General features: G+C 62.1%; 14 protein-coding genes. 9 read left to right on the top strand and 5 right to left on the bottom strand.

All coding sequences use genetic code 11. The features are described 5' to 3' along the window. Positions 1-100 precede the first annotated feature (100 nt). Entirely contained in the window at positions 101-2,467 is a 2,367-nt protein-coding gene (locus BMW74_RS01705) for a beta-galactosidase (RefSeq protein WP_093412651.1), read from the bottom strand. An 81-nt stretch (positions 2,468-2,548) separates the two neighbouring features. Further along, positions 2,549-4,693: an ATP-dependent DNA helicase DinG gene (gene dinG, locus BMW74_RS01700; RefSeq protein ID WP_093412646.1), complete on the bottom strand. Its 2,145-nt coding sequence runs from the start codon at positions 4,691-4,693 to the stop codon at positions 2,549-2,551. 99 nt (positions 4,694-4,792) lie between these two features. Between dinG and BMW74_RS01695 the strand changes: the two genes are divergently transcribed. After that, positions 4,793-5,257 carry a CopD family protein gene (locus BMW74_RS01695; RefSeq protein WP_093412642.1) on the top strand — a complete coding sequence of 155 codons (465 nt, stop codon included), beginning with the start codon at positions 4,793-4,795 and terminating at the stop codon, positions 5,255-5,257. Between the two features lie 60 nt (positions 5,258-5,317). On the opposite strand, the gene BMW74_RS01690 is transcribed toward BMW74_RS01695, so the two are convergent. The 3 genes from BMW74_RS01690 to BMW74_RS01680 form a co-directional block, all read right to left on the bottom strand. Continuing rightward, positions 5,318-6,076 carry a hypothetical protein gene (locus BMW74_RS01690; protein ID WP_093412638.1) on the bottom strand — a complete coding sequence of 253 codons (759 nt, stop codon included), beginning with the start codon at positions 6,074-6,076 and terminating at the stop codon, positions 5,318-5,320. Beyond that, positions 6,069-6,347, bottom strand: coding sequence for a DUF1145 domain-containing protein (locus tag BMW74_RS01685; RefSeq protein ID WP_093412635.1), 279 nt, complete (start codon positions 6,345-6,347; stop codon positions 6,069-6,071). The genes BMW74_RS01690 and BMW74_RS01685 overlap by 8 nt, the downstream gene beginning before the upstream one ends. A 160-nt stretch (positions 6,348-6,507) precedes the next feature. Next, a complete protein-coding gene (locus BMW74_RS01680) occupies positions 6,508-7,197 on the bottom strand; it encodes a PA1041 family peptidoglycan-binding anchor lipoprotein (protein WP_093412632.1) in 690 nt (229 codons plus the stop codon). A 191-nt stretch (positions 7,198-7,388) separates the two neighbouring features. Between BMW74_RS01680 and BMW74_RS01675 the strand changes: the two genes are divergently transcribed. The 8 genes from BMW74_RS01675 to BMW74_RS01640 all read left to right on the top strand — a co-directional run bounded on the left by BMW74_RS01675 (position 7,389) and on the right by BMW74_RS01640 (position 14,368). Then, the gene (locus tag BMW74_RS01675; protein WP_093412629.1) at positions 7,389-7,886 is read left to right on the top strand and encodes a DUF6231 family protein; all 498 of its coding nucleotides are present in this window, start codon (positions 7,389-7,391) and stop codon (positions 7,884-7,886) included. A gap of 2 nt (positions 7,887-7,888) precedes the next feature. Continuing rightward, positions 7,889-8,362 (top strand): YchJ family protein, encoded by a 474-nt coding sequence (locus BMW74_RS01670; protein ID WP_093412626.1) that lies wholly within the window; start codon positions 7,889-7,891, stop codon positions 8,360-8,362. A gap of 29 nt (positions 8,363-8,391) precedes the next feature. Then, positions 8,392-8,877 carry an LEA/WHy family protein gene (locus BMW74_RS01665; RefSeq protein WP_093412623.1) on the top strand — a complete coding sequence of 162 codons (486 nt, stop codon included), beginning with the start codon at positions 8,392-8,394 and terminating at the stop codon, positions 8,875-8,877. A gap of 5 nt (positions 8,878-8,882) precedes the next feature. Further along, entirely contained in the window at positions 8,883-9,101 is a 219-nt protein-coding gene (locus tag BMW74_RS01660) for an SEC-C metal-binding domain-containing protein (RefSeq protein WP_093412620.1), read from the top strand. A 332-nt stretch (positions 9,102-9,433) separates the two neighbouring features. Then, positions 9,434-11,884, top strand: a complete 2,451-nt coding sequence (locus BMW74_RS01655) for a penicillin acylase family protein (RefSeq protein ID WP_093412617.1) — start codon at positions 9,434-9,436, stop codon at positions 11,882-11,884. Positions 11,885-12,091: 207 nt separating this feature from the next. Further along, on the top strand, positions 12,092-12,874 hold the full coding sequence (locus tag BMW74_RS01650) for a transporter substrate-binding domain-containing protein (protein WP_093412614.1): 783 nt from the start codon (positions 12,092-12,094) through the stop codon (positions 12,872-12,874). Between the two features lie 58 nt (positions 12,875-12,932). Continuing rightward, entirely contained in the window at positions 12,933-13,661 is a 729-nt protein-coding gene (locus BMW74_RS01645) for an ABC transporter permease (RefSeq protein WP_093412611.1), read from the top strand. Next, positions 13,658-14,368: an ABC transporter permease gene (locus tag BMW74_RS01640; protein WP_093412609.1), complete on the top strand. Its 711-nt coding sequence runs from the start codon at positions 13,658-13,660 to the stop codon at positions 14,366-14,368. Before BMW74_RS01645 ends, BMW74_RS01640 begins: the two co-directional genes overlap by 4 nt. Position 14,369 lies beyond the last annotated feature (1 nt).

The following is a 14,369-nucleotide window of genomic DNA, read 5'->3' as shown; positions in this document are numbered from 1 at the left end:
ACCTCTTCGCAAGAACATCTCGACACAATGGCCCGCATTGTTCCAGCCCCTGAGGCTTTTGGGAACCCGCGCAAGCTGGGCGGTAACTATCAATCAGCCATCAATGTCCGTTAGCCGAGTGCTCGCCCGTGTGCTCCACACCTGCCCCTAAACCCTTGCCAGCCGGCCCTTTGCCGCCATCTGGCAGGGCAATCGTTTCACCCGCCTTGTCGGCGGCGGCCTTGGCCAGCGCCGCTTCCTTGCTCAGCCGAGCAACAACTTGAAGATTTGTCTTACGCACGCTATCGACAAAACCCTGAAACGGCAGGTCGGTAATCCCCAACAAACCGAAATGGCCATTCTCGCCATCCAGCAGACGACCGGTCACAGGCTGGTCGAGGTATTGAAACCAATGGACCCCGACGATCGAAGGTTCGCTGAGCGCATGCTTGACGAAATTGGCATACGCCGGCCCACGGTCTTCTTCCTTCGCCACCTGCGTGACACCGCCCCAGAACGGACCTCGGTCACGCGAGCCGAAGTTGATCTCAGTGATCAGCACCGGCTTATCAAGTGCCCGCAACTGGGTAAAGTCATAGCCGTCTTGAGGCTTTTGCGTGTACAGGTTGAAGCTCAGCACATCGCAATACTGGGCGCAGGATGCAACCGCCTCGGGCGTGCTGACCGCAAAACGGCCACCGAGCAGCAGGTGGTTCGGCGCGTGCCATTTCAACGAATCGGAGATGGTCTTGAAGTAGGTGTCGGCGAAGACCTTCTGGAAGTATTTGAAGTCCGCTTCGATTTCCGGGTGCTCGGGGTTCGGCAGCGGTGGCACGAAGCCCGGGTCTTCCATCAACTCCCACGCCGGCAGATCGACCCCCCACGCCTTGGACAGGCCGGCCTGGTTGCGGTACTTGTCCCGCAGTTGCTTGAGGAATGCCCGTTTGGCGGGCGCATCGGTGGTCATTTTCAAGGTGCCGTAGGCCAGGGCATAGCGGGCCTTGGGATCGTCACCCGGCCCCGCCCAGGCCAGTTCGTTATCGGCAAAGTAGCCGATCAGCCAGGGATCGTCACGATGATCGCGGGCGGCAATCGCCACGGCACGCTCGGTGGCCATGGCAAAGCGCGGGTCGAACGGATCGGGCATGCCGCCCCACCAGTCGCTGCCGGTGCTGATGCTGGTGTAGTCACCGACAATCGACAGCGGCAAGGTGTACGGCACCCGATCATTCAGGCCCAGCGCCGGTGCACTCCAGTTCCCCAGCGTATTGAAGCCCCAGGCCTGCAGGCGATCCAGGGTACGGCTGTTCCAGCGTTGTTCGTCGAAAACGTAAGGCGCACAAGGTGCATCGGCGGTGCCAGGGGTTTTAATCGCCACGGCACACGGCTGACCGTAGAGACGGTGCAGGTTGGCACCATAGAAGTCATACCAGCGGCCGGCGTTGAACCCCCGCCCCTGGTCGGCGCCATTGCCACTACGGTTATCACCTTCTCCGTAGTGAGCGGCCAATGGCTCATCGGCTCCAGGCAATGAGTCGAACATCCCCTCGCGACCCGCGACATAGGTCTGGCTGGCGCCAGCGGTCACGGCATTGACCCCCAATGAGTAGAACGGATGCCCTTCAGGTGTCACCAGGTACCAGCGACCATCGAGCTTTTGCGTACGGAAGAAGCCACTGGCCTTGAACGCCGGGCCTTTGCTCCAGCCACCAAACGTGTCCAGCGACGAGCGCTCACGCTCCGCCAGCCAGGTCTTGAGTTGGGTTTGCTCCTTGTCGGCCGCCGCCTTGAGCTGATCGTCGCGGGTGACTTTTTCCGGCCATGTGGCGCGGTTGGACTGGCCGTAGGCGTCCACCAACGAGGCATAGACCGCCTTGATCACCGTGTCACCATCCTGCACCCCAAAGCGCTCCAGCAGGATGCTCTGGGCGACTTTCGGCCGGTCCATCGACAGCGAGACGGACACCACCTGGCTGCGATCAAGTGCTCCCTCACTGCTGACCAGCAGGATGCGCTGACCATCGACGGTCATCGGCATCGGCGGCCCGGCTTTCATGCCCTGGCTCAGTGGCGAGCTGGGCGTGAGTGGCACCAGCAAGGTTTGCGCAGGGCCGGCAGGCAAGTCGATGCGACTGACCAGCGTTTTGCCGTCGTTGCTCTGGACCTTCACGTACAGCGTCACGGCCCAGCTCATCGCGCTCTGGATGCGCAAGGTCATGACGCCGGACTGCGACCAGTCCCAGGCACCGCTTTGCGGGGTCAGGCGCAACGTCGGTTGCACCGCTGGGTTGAACGTCACCCGACGCAGCACTTCGCCTTCGGCCGTTTGCTCCGCATTGGATTGCGGCAGGCTGGCATCCTGGGTCGCCACCTGGACCACATCGGCGGGCCGGACAAAGTTGAACAGCGTCTGCGGGGCGACAGGAGCCGCCCACAGCGGAGCCGTAAACATCAGGGCAAAAGCGGCGGATAACGAACGGCGAATCATATGAACCTGGTTCTCCCTAAGGTCAGAGCAAATCGGTGACGGGGGATAGACAACGAAATGGGCATTTGTGCCCATTTCGTCTCAAGATATTTCGCGGCGAAACGGCGGCAGTGCGTTGAGGATCGCCTTGCCATAGCGTTGCGTGACCAGGCGTCGGTCAAGCAGGGTGATGGTGCCGCGGTCTTCTTCGGTGCGCAGCAGCCGACCACAGGCCTGGACAAGTTTGAGCGAGGCGTCCGGCACCGAGATTTCCATGAACGGATTACCGCCCCGGGCCTCGATCCATTCGGCCAATGCGGCCTCGACCGGGTCATCGGGTACCGAGAACGGGATCTTGGCGATCACCACATGCTCACAGTAGGCCCCCGGCAAGTCGACGCCCTCGGCGAAGCTCGCCAGGCCGAACAACACACTGGAGTCCCCGCCATCGACCCGCGCCTTGTGCTTGTTCAGGGTTTCCTGCTTCGACAGGTTGCCCTGGATGAACACCTGCTTGCGCCAGTCGCGCTCCAGGCCGTCGAACACGTCCTGCATCTGTTTACGCGAGGAAAACAGCACCAGGGTGCCGCGCGAGCCTTCAACCAATGCCGGCAAGTCGCGAATGATCGCTGCTGTATGAGCCGGCGCGTCGCGGGGGTCGGCCTTGAGGTCCGGCACCCGCAGCACGCCAGCATCAGCGTGATGGAACGGACTTGGCACCACGGCTGTCACGGCTTTTTTCGGCAGCCCGGCGCGCATGCGGAAACGGTCGAACGTCCCCAGGGCCGTGAGGGTCGCCGAGGTGACGAGCGCACCGTAGGCCACATTCCACAAGTTGCGGCGCAACATCTCGGCCGCCAGGATCGGGCTGGCGTTGACCTCGATGTCGAACAGCGAGCCGCTTTCGGCCAGGGTCAGCCAGCGCGCCATCGGCGGGTTGTCGTCCGGGTCTTCGGCGGTGAACGCGGTCCACAATTCCCAGTTGCCCTGGGAACGCGACAGCAGGCTGCCGAACAGCGGGTACCATTCTTCCGCCTGGTTGCTGGCGATGCCGATGTTGACCTCGCCATCCATGCCTTCCTTGAGCAACTCGGTGAGGCGGGTGAAGACGTCGGTCAAACGGGCGAAGCCCTTCTTCAGCTCGATGCCCATCTCGCGCATGTGCTCGGGCACCACGCCGCCGACAAAGCGATAGCGTGGGCGCTCGCGGCCTTCGGCGTCTTCGCCGGGCTTGAAGTCGGCGATCTGCTCGCAGGCGCTGAACATGAACTGTTGCTGGGTCTTGATCTCGCGCGCCAGCTCCGGCACTTGCTCGATCAACTTGCCCAAGTCCCCCGGCAGCGGATGCTGGGCCAGGAGTTTGGTGAGGTTCTTGGCGGTGGTTTCCAGCCAGTCGGCAGTGGAGCGCAGGCGCGTGTAATGGGCGAAGTGGCCGATGGCCTTGTCGGGCAGGTGATGGCCTTCGTCGAACACGTAGAGCGTGTCACGCGGGTCCGGCAGCACCGCACCACCGCCCAGGGCCAGGTCCGCCAGGACCATGTCGTGGTTGGTGACAATCACGTCGACCTTGCCCATGCCTTCGCGGGCCTTGTAGAAGGCGCACTGGCCAAAGTTGGGGCAATGGCGGTTGGTGCACTGGCTGTGATCGGTGGTCAAGCGGGCCCAGTCGGCATCTTCCAGGGCGGTGGACCAGCTGTCGCGGTCACCGTCCCACTTATTGCCGGCCAGCTTCTCGATCATGCTGGTAAACAGCTTCTGGCTGGCTTCATCGACTTCGATCTTGAAGCCTTCTTCTTCGAACAGCTGGGCCGTGGCGGTTTGTGCGTGGCCTTCCTGCAGCAGCATGTCGAGCTTGGACAGGCACATGTAGCGGCCACGCCCCTTCGCCAGGGCGAAGGTGAAGTTCAGCCCGCTGTTGCGCATCAGGTCCGGCAGGTCCTTGTAGACGATTTGCTCTTGCAGGGCGACGGTCGCGGTGGCAATCACCAGTCGCTTGCCGGCGGCCTTGGCAGTCGGGATCGCCGCCAGGCTGTAGGCCACGGTTTTGCCCGTGCCGGTGCCGGCTTCCACCGCCACCACAGCGGGGTCGCCACTGCGCCGGCCTTCGTCGTCGGTGTCGATATCGCCCAGGACTTTCGCCACTTCGGCGATCATCAGGCGCTGGCCGTATCGCGGCTTGAGGCTCTTGGCTTCGAGAAAACGCGAGTAGGCGCCCTGGATCGTGGTTTTGAGTTCAGTGCTGATCATGGATTGTCGGGCGCAAAAAACGCTGGATAAATTTTCAGTGGTTCGGATCGGCCGCTATCATACCCCGCTAATTAGTCCTGCGCAGAACGGAGTACCCCGATGACCGCTTTCGCCTTCATTTATAGCCTGCATGTGCTGGCCGCCCTGGTCTGGGTCGGCGGCATGTTTTTCGCCTGGATGGTGCTGCGCCCCGCCGCCATGAAGGCGCTGGAAGGCCCGGCCCGACTGAAACTGTGGGTAGAAGTGTTTCAACGATTTTTCGTCTGGGTCTGGGTCGCGGTGGTGATCTTGCCGATCAGCGGTGTCGGCCTGATCCAGATGCGCTTCACCGGCTTTGAGACGGCGCCCAGGTATGTGCAGATCATGATGGGCCTGTACCTGGTGATGACGGCACTGTTCATCCGTATCCAGACATTGCAATTGCCCGAGCTGCGCCAGGCGGTGCTGGCCGAAGACTGGCCAGCGGGGGCCGCCACCCTGGGCAGGATTCGGCGCCTGGTGGGGATCAACCTGATCGTCGGCTTGGTGTTGGTGGCTATCGCCTCGGCGCGGCCGATGTTTTAACCGTCCCAGGGTAGTGACGCATCAATGTGGGAGCGAGCCTGCTCGCTCCCACCAGAACACTCAAAGCCGCTGCACGGTCACCGCCCCGGGTGCCCCCACAGCGCCTGGTTGGCCGGGCGTACCCGCACGACCACGCTTGCCGCCATCGGTATCGTAGACAAAACAGCCCTTGGCCTTACCACCCTCGCCGGGCTTGCCGCCAGCACCGGCCACGCCACCGGCGCCGCCGTCGACCAGCACCTTGATCTGCTCGGCCGGGTAGTCACGAGGCAACTCTACGCGCACCTGTGCACCCGGCGCCCCGGCATGCCCATCGCCGCCGTTATCACCGTCATAGCCACGCCCGGCGGCGCCCCAGGTACATCCCGGATCCGCGCCGTTGGCACCATCGAGTCCGACGAAACCAGGTGCACCGGTGCCGCCACGGGCATCCACCGATAATTGCGCGGCGTTCAGGGAGGCAATGTGCAGGTTGAGGTTACGCCCGGCGCGAGCGGCCTTGAGATACGTCCCCGGCGCACCGCGGGAAGTGATCTGACTGCCGCTGTCCAACTGCGCACGACTGGCTTTCAGGTTCAGGCCCTGTTCGCCGGGGACGATGGCAATCCGCGCGTCTCGCCCCAGGCGCAACTCACCCACCGTCAGCTCAGTGACGTTGGCGGGAATCAACAAGGTGCCGTAGTCCGCGACTTCCAGGCGCTCCAGTTGCAGCGTGCTGGCGGTGTTGGGCAGGCGCATCAGCGAGTTGGTTTCGACGGTCACGACCTGGGCCATTGCCATCGGACTGACCAGCACGGCGAGCAGACAGAGCTTACGCATGGGTCGTCTCCGTCGCAGCAGGTGCAGCCAGGGTACGCACGTGGAGAATACCGACCAGCAGAATCAGCAGGCGATCGCGCCAGGGCTGCGGTCGCGCTTTAATGGTGCGGTGAAATAGCAGCAACTCCAGAAGGTGGGTCAGCAACAACAGGCAACCCGCCAGATTGATCAACACATCGAACGGATTGACCAGTGGCTGGTACAGATTGATCAGCACCACCAGCCAGAACACCAGCGCCAGACACTTGCCAAGCCCCAAAATCACTTTCATACCCTCCCCCCTGGATAATTATTCTTTGCGCGCACAGTAACGACTTCCACAAGGGGTGCGCCAGAGGGCTTTGAAAATTCTTGTCGGGTACGCGCTTGGCAGCCTGATCGGCGAGGATCGGCATCCGCGACTGTACCGCCGCGGATGCCGAGGAGCGGTACTAGCGGTTGATCTTGATTTCGGTACGGCGGTTCATCGCACGACCGTCCGCCGTTTTGTTGTCGGCCACCGGATTGCTTTCACCAGCGCCGCTCACTGACACGAAGGACGCACTTGGCACGCCTCGTTCGACCAGGTACTCAACCACCGAATGGGCACGTTTTTCCGAGAGTTTCTGGTTGTAGGCATCGCTGCCGACACTGTCGGTATACCCGGTCACGGTCAGCCTGGCGGTCGGTGCTTCCTGTTTCAGGCGGGTGGCGATGGTTTCCAGCTTGTCCTTATCGGCGGCGGTCAACTTGGCCGAATCGAACTGGAAGTTCACATCGCGGATGACGATGACCTCTTCCTTGATCACCACGACTTCTTCCACCACAACCGGTGGCGGAGGGCAGCCGTTGGCATCGACCTGCACGCCCTTCGGCGTACCTGGGCACTTATCGAGGCTGTCTAGTACACCATCGCCATCTTCGTCGCCGTCACCATGTACCCAGCAGTAAGCGGCCGCCATGCCGCCCACGAAGAGTGCGCCACCGCCGGCCCATGCCGAGCTTTTTGTCGCACCGAGTCCCGCACCCACGACACCACCAACGGCCGCACAGGTTGGCCAGTCGGTTTTCTGCAAACCTGCACAACCAGTCAACACACTGGTTAGCAGAATCAAGGGCAATGCTGTCCGGACTATGCTCATTCTGGTTTTCTCCTTAAGGATCGGCTTGAAACCGATGGGGTGAGTAAAGACCCCACTTTTAATCTGCGCCAGCATTCAGCCATACGTGGTTACGCCCGTATTCACGGGCGATCGTGACAAATGCAACAAAGCCGCTCTAGGCCAGGACGTTCGGGCAGGCTAGTCTCTGCCAATCTGATTGAGGATCTTCGATGACTGCCGGCATCTCTTCACGCACACCCCAGCAAGCCCTCGCCGCCCTGCTTGAGCGCTATGCCCCGAAACGACTGCTGCTGATCGGCGCCAGCGACTTCCCGGCGTTGCAGGCATTCCAGCAAGCCCACCCCGATGCCAGCGTGACGCAAGTCCCGCCGGGGCCGCTGCCGGCCGAGGTGGCCGCCCAGCGTTTCGACCTGGCGCTGGCACTCGATTGCCTCGAACACCTGCCCAAGCGCGACGGCCTGAATCTGTTGGGGGGTATTCGCAACCTCAACGCCAGCCGCATCGCCGTGCTGGCGGACTTGCAGGCCTGCGCCTGGCTGGAGACCGACTTCTTTTCCCTGGCCCTGCAAGCCAGCGAACGCTTCCAGCGCAACGAGCAGGTGCTGACCCTGTTCACCTACGATCTGCTTGACTACAAACAAGTACCCGACTGGCTCAACGCCCGGTTCTGGGCCAACCCGGAAAACTTCGGAAAATACTGGTGGTAACCATGAGTACATCCATTTGCCCGTGCGGCAGCGGCACCCTGCTCGACGCATGCTGCGGCCACTACCACGCGGGCCATCCGGCGCCCTGTGCCGAAGCCTTGATGCGCTCGCGCTACAGCGCCTATGTACTGGGCCTGGTGGATTACCTGGTGGCGACGACCTTGCCTGCACAGCAGGACGGCCTGGATCGCCAGTCGATCAGTGACTGGAGCGCGCAAAGCACCTGGCTGGGCCTGGCCGTCGAGAGCTGCGAGGTATTCGGCGGCCAACCCGAACACGCCTTCGTTACCTTCACCGCACGCTGGCACGACAGCAACGGCGAGCACAGCCACCGCGAGCGCTCCTCCTTTGTACAGAACACCGGGCGCTGGTACTTCATCGACCCCACCGTGCCACTCAAGGCCGGACGCAACGACAACTGCCCCTGTGCCAGCGGGCAAAAGTACAAGAAGTGCTGTGCGGCGTATTTCGCCTAGTCTTGCAGCGTAAAAGGGGAACTCATCACATGCTCAGCCAGTGGCGCGCCTTACGCACGATCAGCCTGCTGGCGGTACTGGGGCTCAGTGGCTGTGCGTCATGGTTTGCCGACGAAGAACGCGACCCCGCCGTCCACCTGGTCAAAGTCGAAGTGGTCAGGGCCAAGCTGCTGGAGCAGAAGTTCATGCTGCACTTTCGCGTCGACAACCCCAACGACAGCGACCTGACGGTACGCGGCCTGGTGTACCAGATCCACCTGAGTCAGTTCATGCTGGCCGAAGGCGAGTCCAGTGAGTGGCTCACCGTCGCCCCGAAAAGCAGCGGCTACTTCCAGGTGCCGATCCGCACCAACCTCTGGCAGCACCTGCGCGAAGTGGTGAAGTTACTGAAGAAACCCGACCAACCCATCCCCTATCGGCTGGAAGGTGAGTTGAAAACCGGATTATTCTTCGGCAATGACGTGCACCTGTCGCATTATGGCGAGATAATTCCCGGCGATTTTATTCCGGAGTAACCTCGATGACCCAACAACCCCACGTCCATGGCCCTGACTGTGCCCATGATCACGACCATCACGACCATCACGAGCACCATGATCACGACCATGGCCACGTGCACGGCCCCAACTGCGGCCACGCGCCTCAGGAGCCGGTACGCAACGCCTTGAAGGACGTCGGCCGCAACGACCCGTGCCCGTGCGGCAACGGCAAGAAGTTCAAGAAGTGCCACGGCGCTTGATGAATTGATCCACGTGGGAGCGCCGCCTGGCGGCTCCCATTGGTTTTACGGCGCAGCCGGCCCCCAGGCAAACGGCTCGACGCCCACCTCTTGCAGACACCCCTCCAGCATCGCCCCCCCATCAAGCGCAATAGCGACTTCTCCTGTTCGAAGGCCGGGTTCCCCACCAGCGCACTACCACCCCGCGCGACAGACCGTCGGCCAGGGAGGGTAAATCCAGCGTTTTATCGGACAAACCTTGAAATAAGATCGCCCCGCGCTTGCGCGGCCCTCGGCCGCTCACTAACGTAGCGCCTTTACTGACGCTACCCCCGCCCCGCAGGAGCTTTGCCATGGCCTCGCCAGCCCTTACATCCCTTTTTCCCCGGTTCGGCGTTGCCGCAGCAGTGGCCAGTATGCTCAGCCTCGCGGGCTGTCAGACCTGGAATGCCCAGGACAGCCTCCCACCGACCTCCGGTGTGCAGCCACTCAAGGGGCTGGCACAGAATGTTTCCGTGCGACGCAATGCCATGGGCATGCCGCTGATCGAAAGCAATACGTTCCACGACGCGCTGTTCACCCTCGGCTACGTACACGCCAGTGATCGCATCAACCAGATGGTCACCCTGCGCTTGCTGGCCCAGGGTCGTCTGTCGGAGATGTCCGGCGCGCAGATGCTCGACGCCGACCGCTACATGCGCGCCGTCAACCTGAAGAAGAGCGCTGACGAGCTGTACAAAGCCTCATCGCCGCGCCTCAAGCGCTTCTTCGAGGTGTATGCGCGCGGGGTCAATGCCTACCTGTTCCGCTACCGTGACAAGCTGCCCGCCGACCTCGCCGCCTCGGGCTACCGGCCTGAGTACTGGAAGCCGGAAGACTCGGCGCTGATCTTCTGCCTGTTCAACTTCAGCCAATCGGCCAACCTGCCGCAGGAGATTTCGGCACTGGTGATGGCGCAAACCGTCACCACCGACAAACTTGCGTGGCTGTCGCCGTCCGCCCCGGATGAAAAACTGCCGCAGGCTGAGGCACAGAAGCTCCAGGGCGTAAAACTCAACGGCACGATCCCCGGCTTGAGCGAACTGTCCAAGGCTGGCGAGCAGTTGTCCGGGCTGAACCTGCTGGGCCCCACCGCCTCGAACAACTGGGCGATTGCCCCGCAACGCAGCCGCAGCGGCAAGAGCCTGCTGGCCAGCGACAGCCAGTTGTCGATGGGGGTGCCGTCGCTGTGGAGCTACGTGCAGATTCGCGCACCGAAGTACCAGGCGAGCGGCATTACCATTGCCGGTTTGCCGATGGTGCTGGCCGGCTTCAACGGCAAGGTGGCCTGGAGCATGAGCGCCGTCATGGGTGACAACCAGGACCTGTTCCTTGAGAAATTGAAGCGCCAGGGCAACGGCCTGGCCTACGAGGCGAGCGGTAAATGGCTGCCGGTCATGGTGCGCAACGAAACCTACTTCATCAAAGGCCAGCGACCGATTCGCGAAGCCGTGTACGAAACCCGCCACGGCCCCCTGCTCAACAGCGCCCAGGGCACTGCGCTGGGCAACGGTTATGGCCTGGCCCTGCAAGTGCCCAGCTTTACCGATGACAAGAGCCTGGACGCCTACTTTGACCTGACCCGCGCCCAGAACGCGGAAAAGGCCTCGGACGCCAGCCGCGAGATCCGCGCGATTGCCCTGAACATGATGTATGCCGACGCCAGCCACATTGGCTGGCAGGTCACCGGGCGCTTCCCCAACCGACGCGAAGGGGAAGGCCTGCTGCCATCACCGGGCTGGGACGGCCAATACGACTGGGACGGCTACGCCGACCCGATGCTCCACCCCTACGACCAGGATCCACCCCAGGGCTGGCTCGGCACTGCCAACCAGCGGGTCATTGCCCATGGCTACGGCATGCAGCTATCCAACTCGTGGGCAGCACCCGAGCGCGGCGAGCGCATTGCCGAACTGGCGGGCACCGGGCGGCATGACAGCCGTAGCATGATCGCCATGCAGTACGACCAAAGCACCGTGTTTGCCGCCAAGCTCAAGCGGATGTTTGAAGCGCCGGGCATGTCCCAGCCGCTGAAACAGGCGATCAACGCCCTGCCGGCCGTGGAGGCCGCCAAGGCTCGCGAGGCCTACGGTCGCTTGATGGCATTCGACGGCCGGCTCAGCCCGACCTCGAGCGACGCGGCGATCTACGCGCTGTTCCTTCAGGAGAGCATGCAGCAGATCTTCCTCGACGAACTGGGCCCGGAATCCGGCCCGACATGGCAAGCCTTCGTCGCCAACGGCGAACGCTCCTATTCGGCCCAGGCCGACCATTTGCTGGGACGCGAAGACAGCCCGTTCTGGGATGACGCGCGAACCGCGCAAAAAGAAGACAAACCCGCGATCCTGGCCCGCAGCCTCGCCGCCGCCATCAGCGCTGGCGAACGCCAGATGGGGACCGACCGCAAAACCTGGCAGTGGGGAAAACTGCACCATTACGCGTGGAAAAATACCCGCGACCAGGTCGTACGTGGCGCGATGTCCGCCGGTGGCGACCACAACACCCTGAACGCTACCGCCTATGCCTGGGGCCAGGACTTCAACGTGACACGAGCCCCGGCCATGCGCATGATCGTCGACTTCGGCCTGGCCGAACCGCTGCTGGGCCAACTCGGCACCGGCCAGTCCGGCAACCCGGCCAGCCCCCAGTACCTCAACAGCCTCGACCCATGGCTCAGGGGCCAGTACCAGAGCCTGCCGATGCAACCGCAGAACTTCGACAAGGTGTATGGCACCACGCGCCTGACCCTGGTGCCCGGTAAATAGCTGAAGCCAGCGCCTGCCCCAGCATGGTGCACACTATCAGCCGCGCCCGATTTCGGGCGCGGGTTGAATTCAGATGTCGGTTGAAATCTCTTTAAATCGCGAGCGCAGCACTCTGGTTCGGAAATTGCTACCTGCATAAGGTCTTACGCATTCCAGTAACAATAATTCCGCGCCACAAGCGCTCATCTTGGTTTTAGGGATTGAATAATGAAAAAAGCATTGCTGACCCTATCTGCACTGGCGTTGTGCATGGCTGCAGGTGGAGCCATGGCCAAGGAATACAAAGAGCTGCGTTTTGGTGTTGACCCGTCCTACGCCCCCTTTGAGTCCAAAGCCGCCGATGGCAGCCTGGTGGGCTTTGATATCGACCTGGGCAACGCGATCTGCGCCGAACTGAAGGTCAAGTGCAAGTGGGTCGAAAGCGATTTCGACGGCATGATCCCGGGCCTCAAGGCCAAGAAATTCGACGGCGTGATTTCGTCGATGACCGTTACGGCGGCGCGTGAAAAGGTCATCGACTTCTCCAGCGAGCTGTTCTCCGGCCCCACCGCCATGGTCTTCAAGAAAGGCTCGGGGTTGAGTGCCGACACCGCGTCCCTCAAGGGCAAGAAAGTCGGCTACGAGCAAGGCACCATCCAGGAAGCCTATGCCAAGGCCGTGCTGGACAAGGCTGGCGTGACCACCCAGGCCTACGCCAACCAGGACCAGGTCTACGCCGACCTGATTTCCGGTCGTCTCGACGCCTCGATCCAGGACATGCTGCAAGCGGAGCTGGGCTTTTTGAAGTCGCCACAAGGCGCCGACTATGAAGTCAGCGCGCCGGTCGACGATCCCTTGCTGCCAGCCAAGACAGCTGTCGGTATCTCGAAAGGTAACAACGACCTCAAGGCGCTCTTGGATAAAGGTATCAAAGCGTTACACGACGACGGCACCTACGCGACCATTCAAAAGAAACACTTTGGTGAGCTTAACCTGTACAGCGGTAAATGATGCCCGGCGCCCATCCCCGTGATGGGCGCCTTTTCTACCGGATCGGGTCGCTGACTTTATGTTCGAACAACTCCTGCACTCCCTCGGGCTCTCGGCCTTCAGCCTCAAGGGCTTCGGCCCGCTGCTGATACAAGGCACCTGGATGACCGTCAAACTGTCCGTGGTGTCGCTGCTGCTGGCCGTGCTGCTCGGCCTGCTGGGCGCCAGTGCCAAACTCTCCTCCAACCGGTTGCTGCGCATCCCTGCCCAGCTCTACACCACGCTGATTCGCGGCGTGCCGGACCTGGTGTTGATGCTGCTGATTTTCTACAGCCTGCAAACCTGGCTGACTTCCCTGACCGAGCTGATGGGCTGGGACTACATCGAGATCGATCCGTTTGGTGCCGGGGTCATTACCCTGGGCTTCATCTACGGCGCGTATTTCACCGAGACTTTCCGCGGCGCAATCCTCGCTGTCCCCCGGGGCCAGGTCGAAGCGGCCACGGCCTACGGCCTCAAGCGCGGCCAACGCTTTCGCTTCGTGGTGTTCCCGCAAATGATGCGCTTTGCCCTGCCGGGGATCGGCAACAACTGGATGGTGATCCTCAAGGCCACCGCCCTGGTGTCCATCATCGGCTTGGCGGACCTGGTGAAAGCCGCCCAGGACGCGGGCAAAAGCACCTATCAACTGTTCTACTTCCTGGTACTCGCCGCCTTGATCTACCTGGTGATTACCAGTGCCTCGAACGCGGTTTTGCGCTGGCTGGAACGCCGGTATGCTGCCGGAAGCCGGGAGGCCATACGATGATCGAACTTCTCCAGGAGTACTGGCGACCGTTTCTCTACAGCGACGGCTACCACATCACCGGCCTGGCCATGACCATGTGGCTGCTCAGCGCCTCGATCTGCATCGGCTTTGTGGTGTCGATCCCGCTGTCCATCGCCCGTGTCTCGAGCAAGCCCTACATCCGCCTGCCAGTGCAGTTCTACACCTACCTGTTCCGCGGTACGCCGCTCTACATCCAGTTGTTGATCTGCTACACCGGGATCTACAGCCTAGCGGCGATCCGTGCGCAGCCGGTGCTCGACGCGTTCTTTCGCGATGCGATGAACTGCACCATCCTGGCCTTTGCCCTGAACACCTGTGCCTACACCACGGAGATTTTCGCCGGGGCGATTCGCAGCATGGCCCATGGCGAAGTCGAGGCCGCCAAGGCCTATGGTCTGACCGGCTGGAAGCTGTATGCCTACGTGATCATGCCGTCTGCCCTACGGCGCTCGCTGCCGTACTACAGCAACGAAGTGATCCTGATGCTGCACTCGACCACGGTGGCGTTCACCGCGACCATCCCGGACATCCTGAAAGTGGCCCGCGATGCCAACTCGGCGACCTTCCTGACCTTTCAGTCGTTCGGTATCGCTGCGCTAATCTATCTGACCATCACCTTTGCATTGGTCGGTCTGTTCCGACTAGCCGAGCGCCGCTGGCTGGCGTTCCTTGGACCGACTCACTAGG

Source organism: Pseudomonas sp. ok272, from assembly GCF_900109995.1.
Classification (GTDB): domain Bacteria; phylum Pseudomonadota; class Gammaproteobacteria; order Pseudomonadales; family Pseudomonadaceae; genus Aquipseudomonas.
The sequence above is the reverse complement of the archived record's forward strand: the minus strand, read 5'-3'. Positions and strand labels throughout refer to the sequence as shown.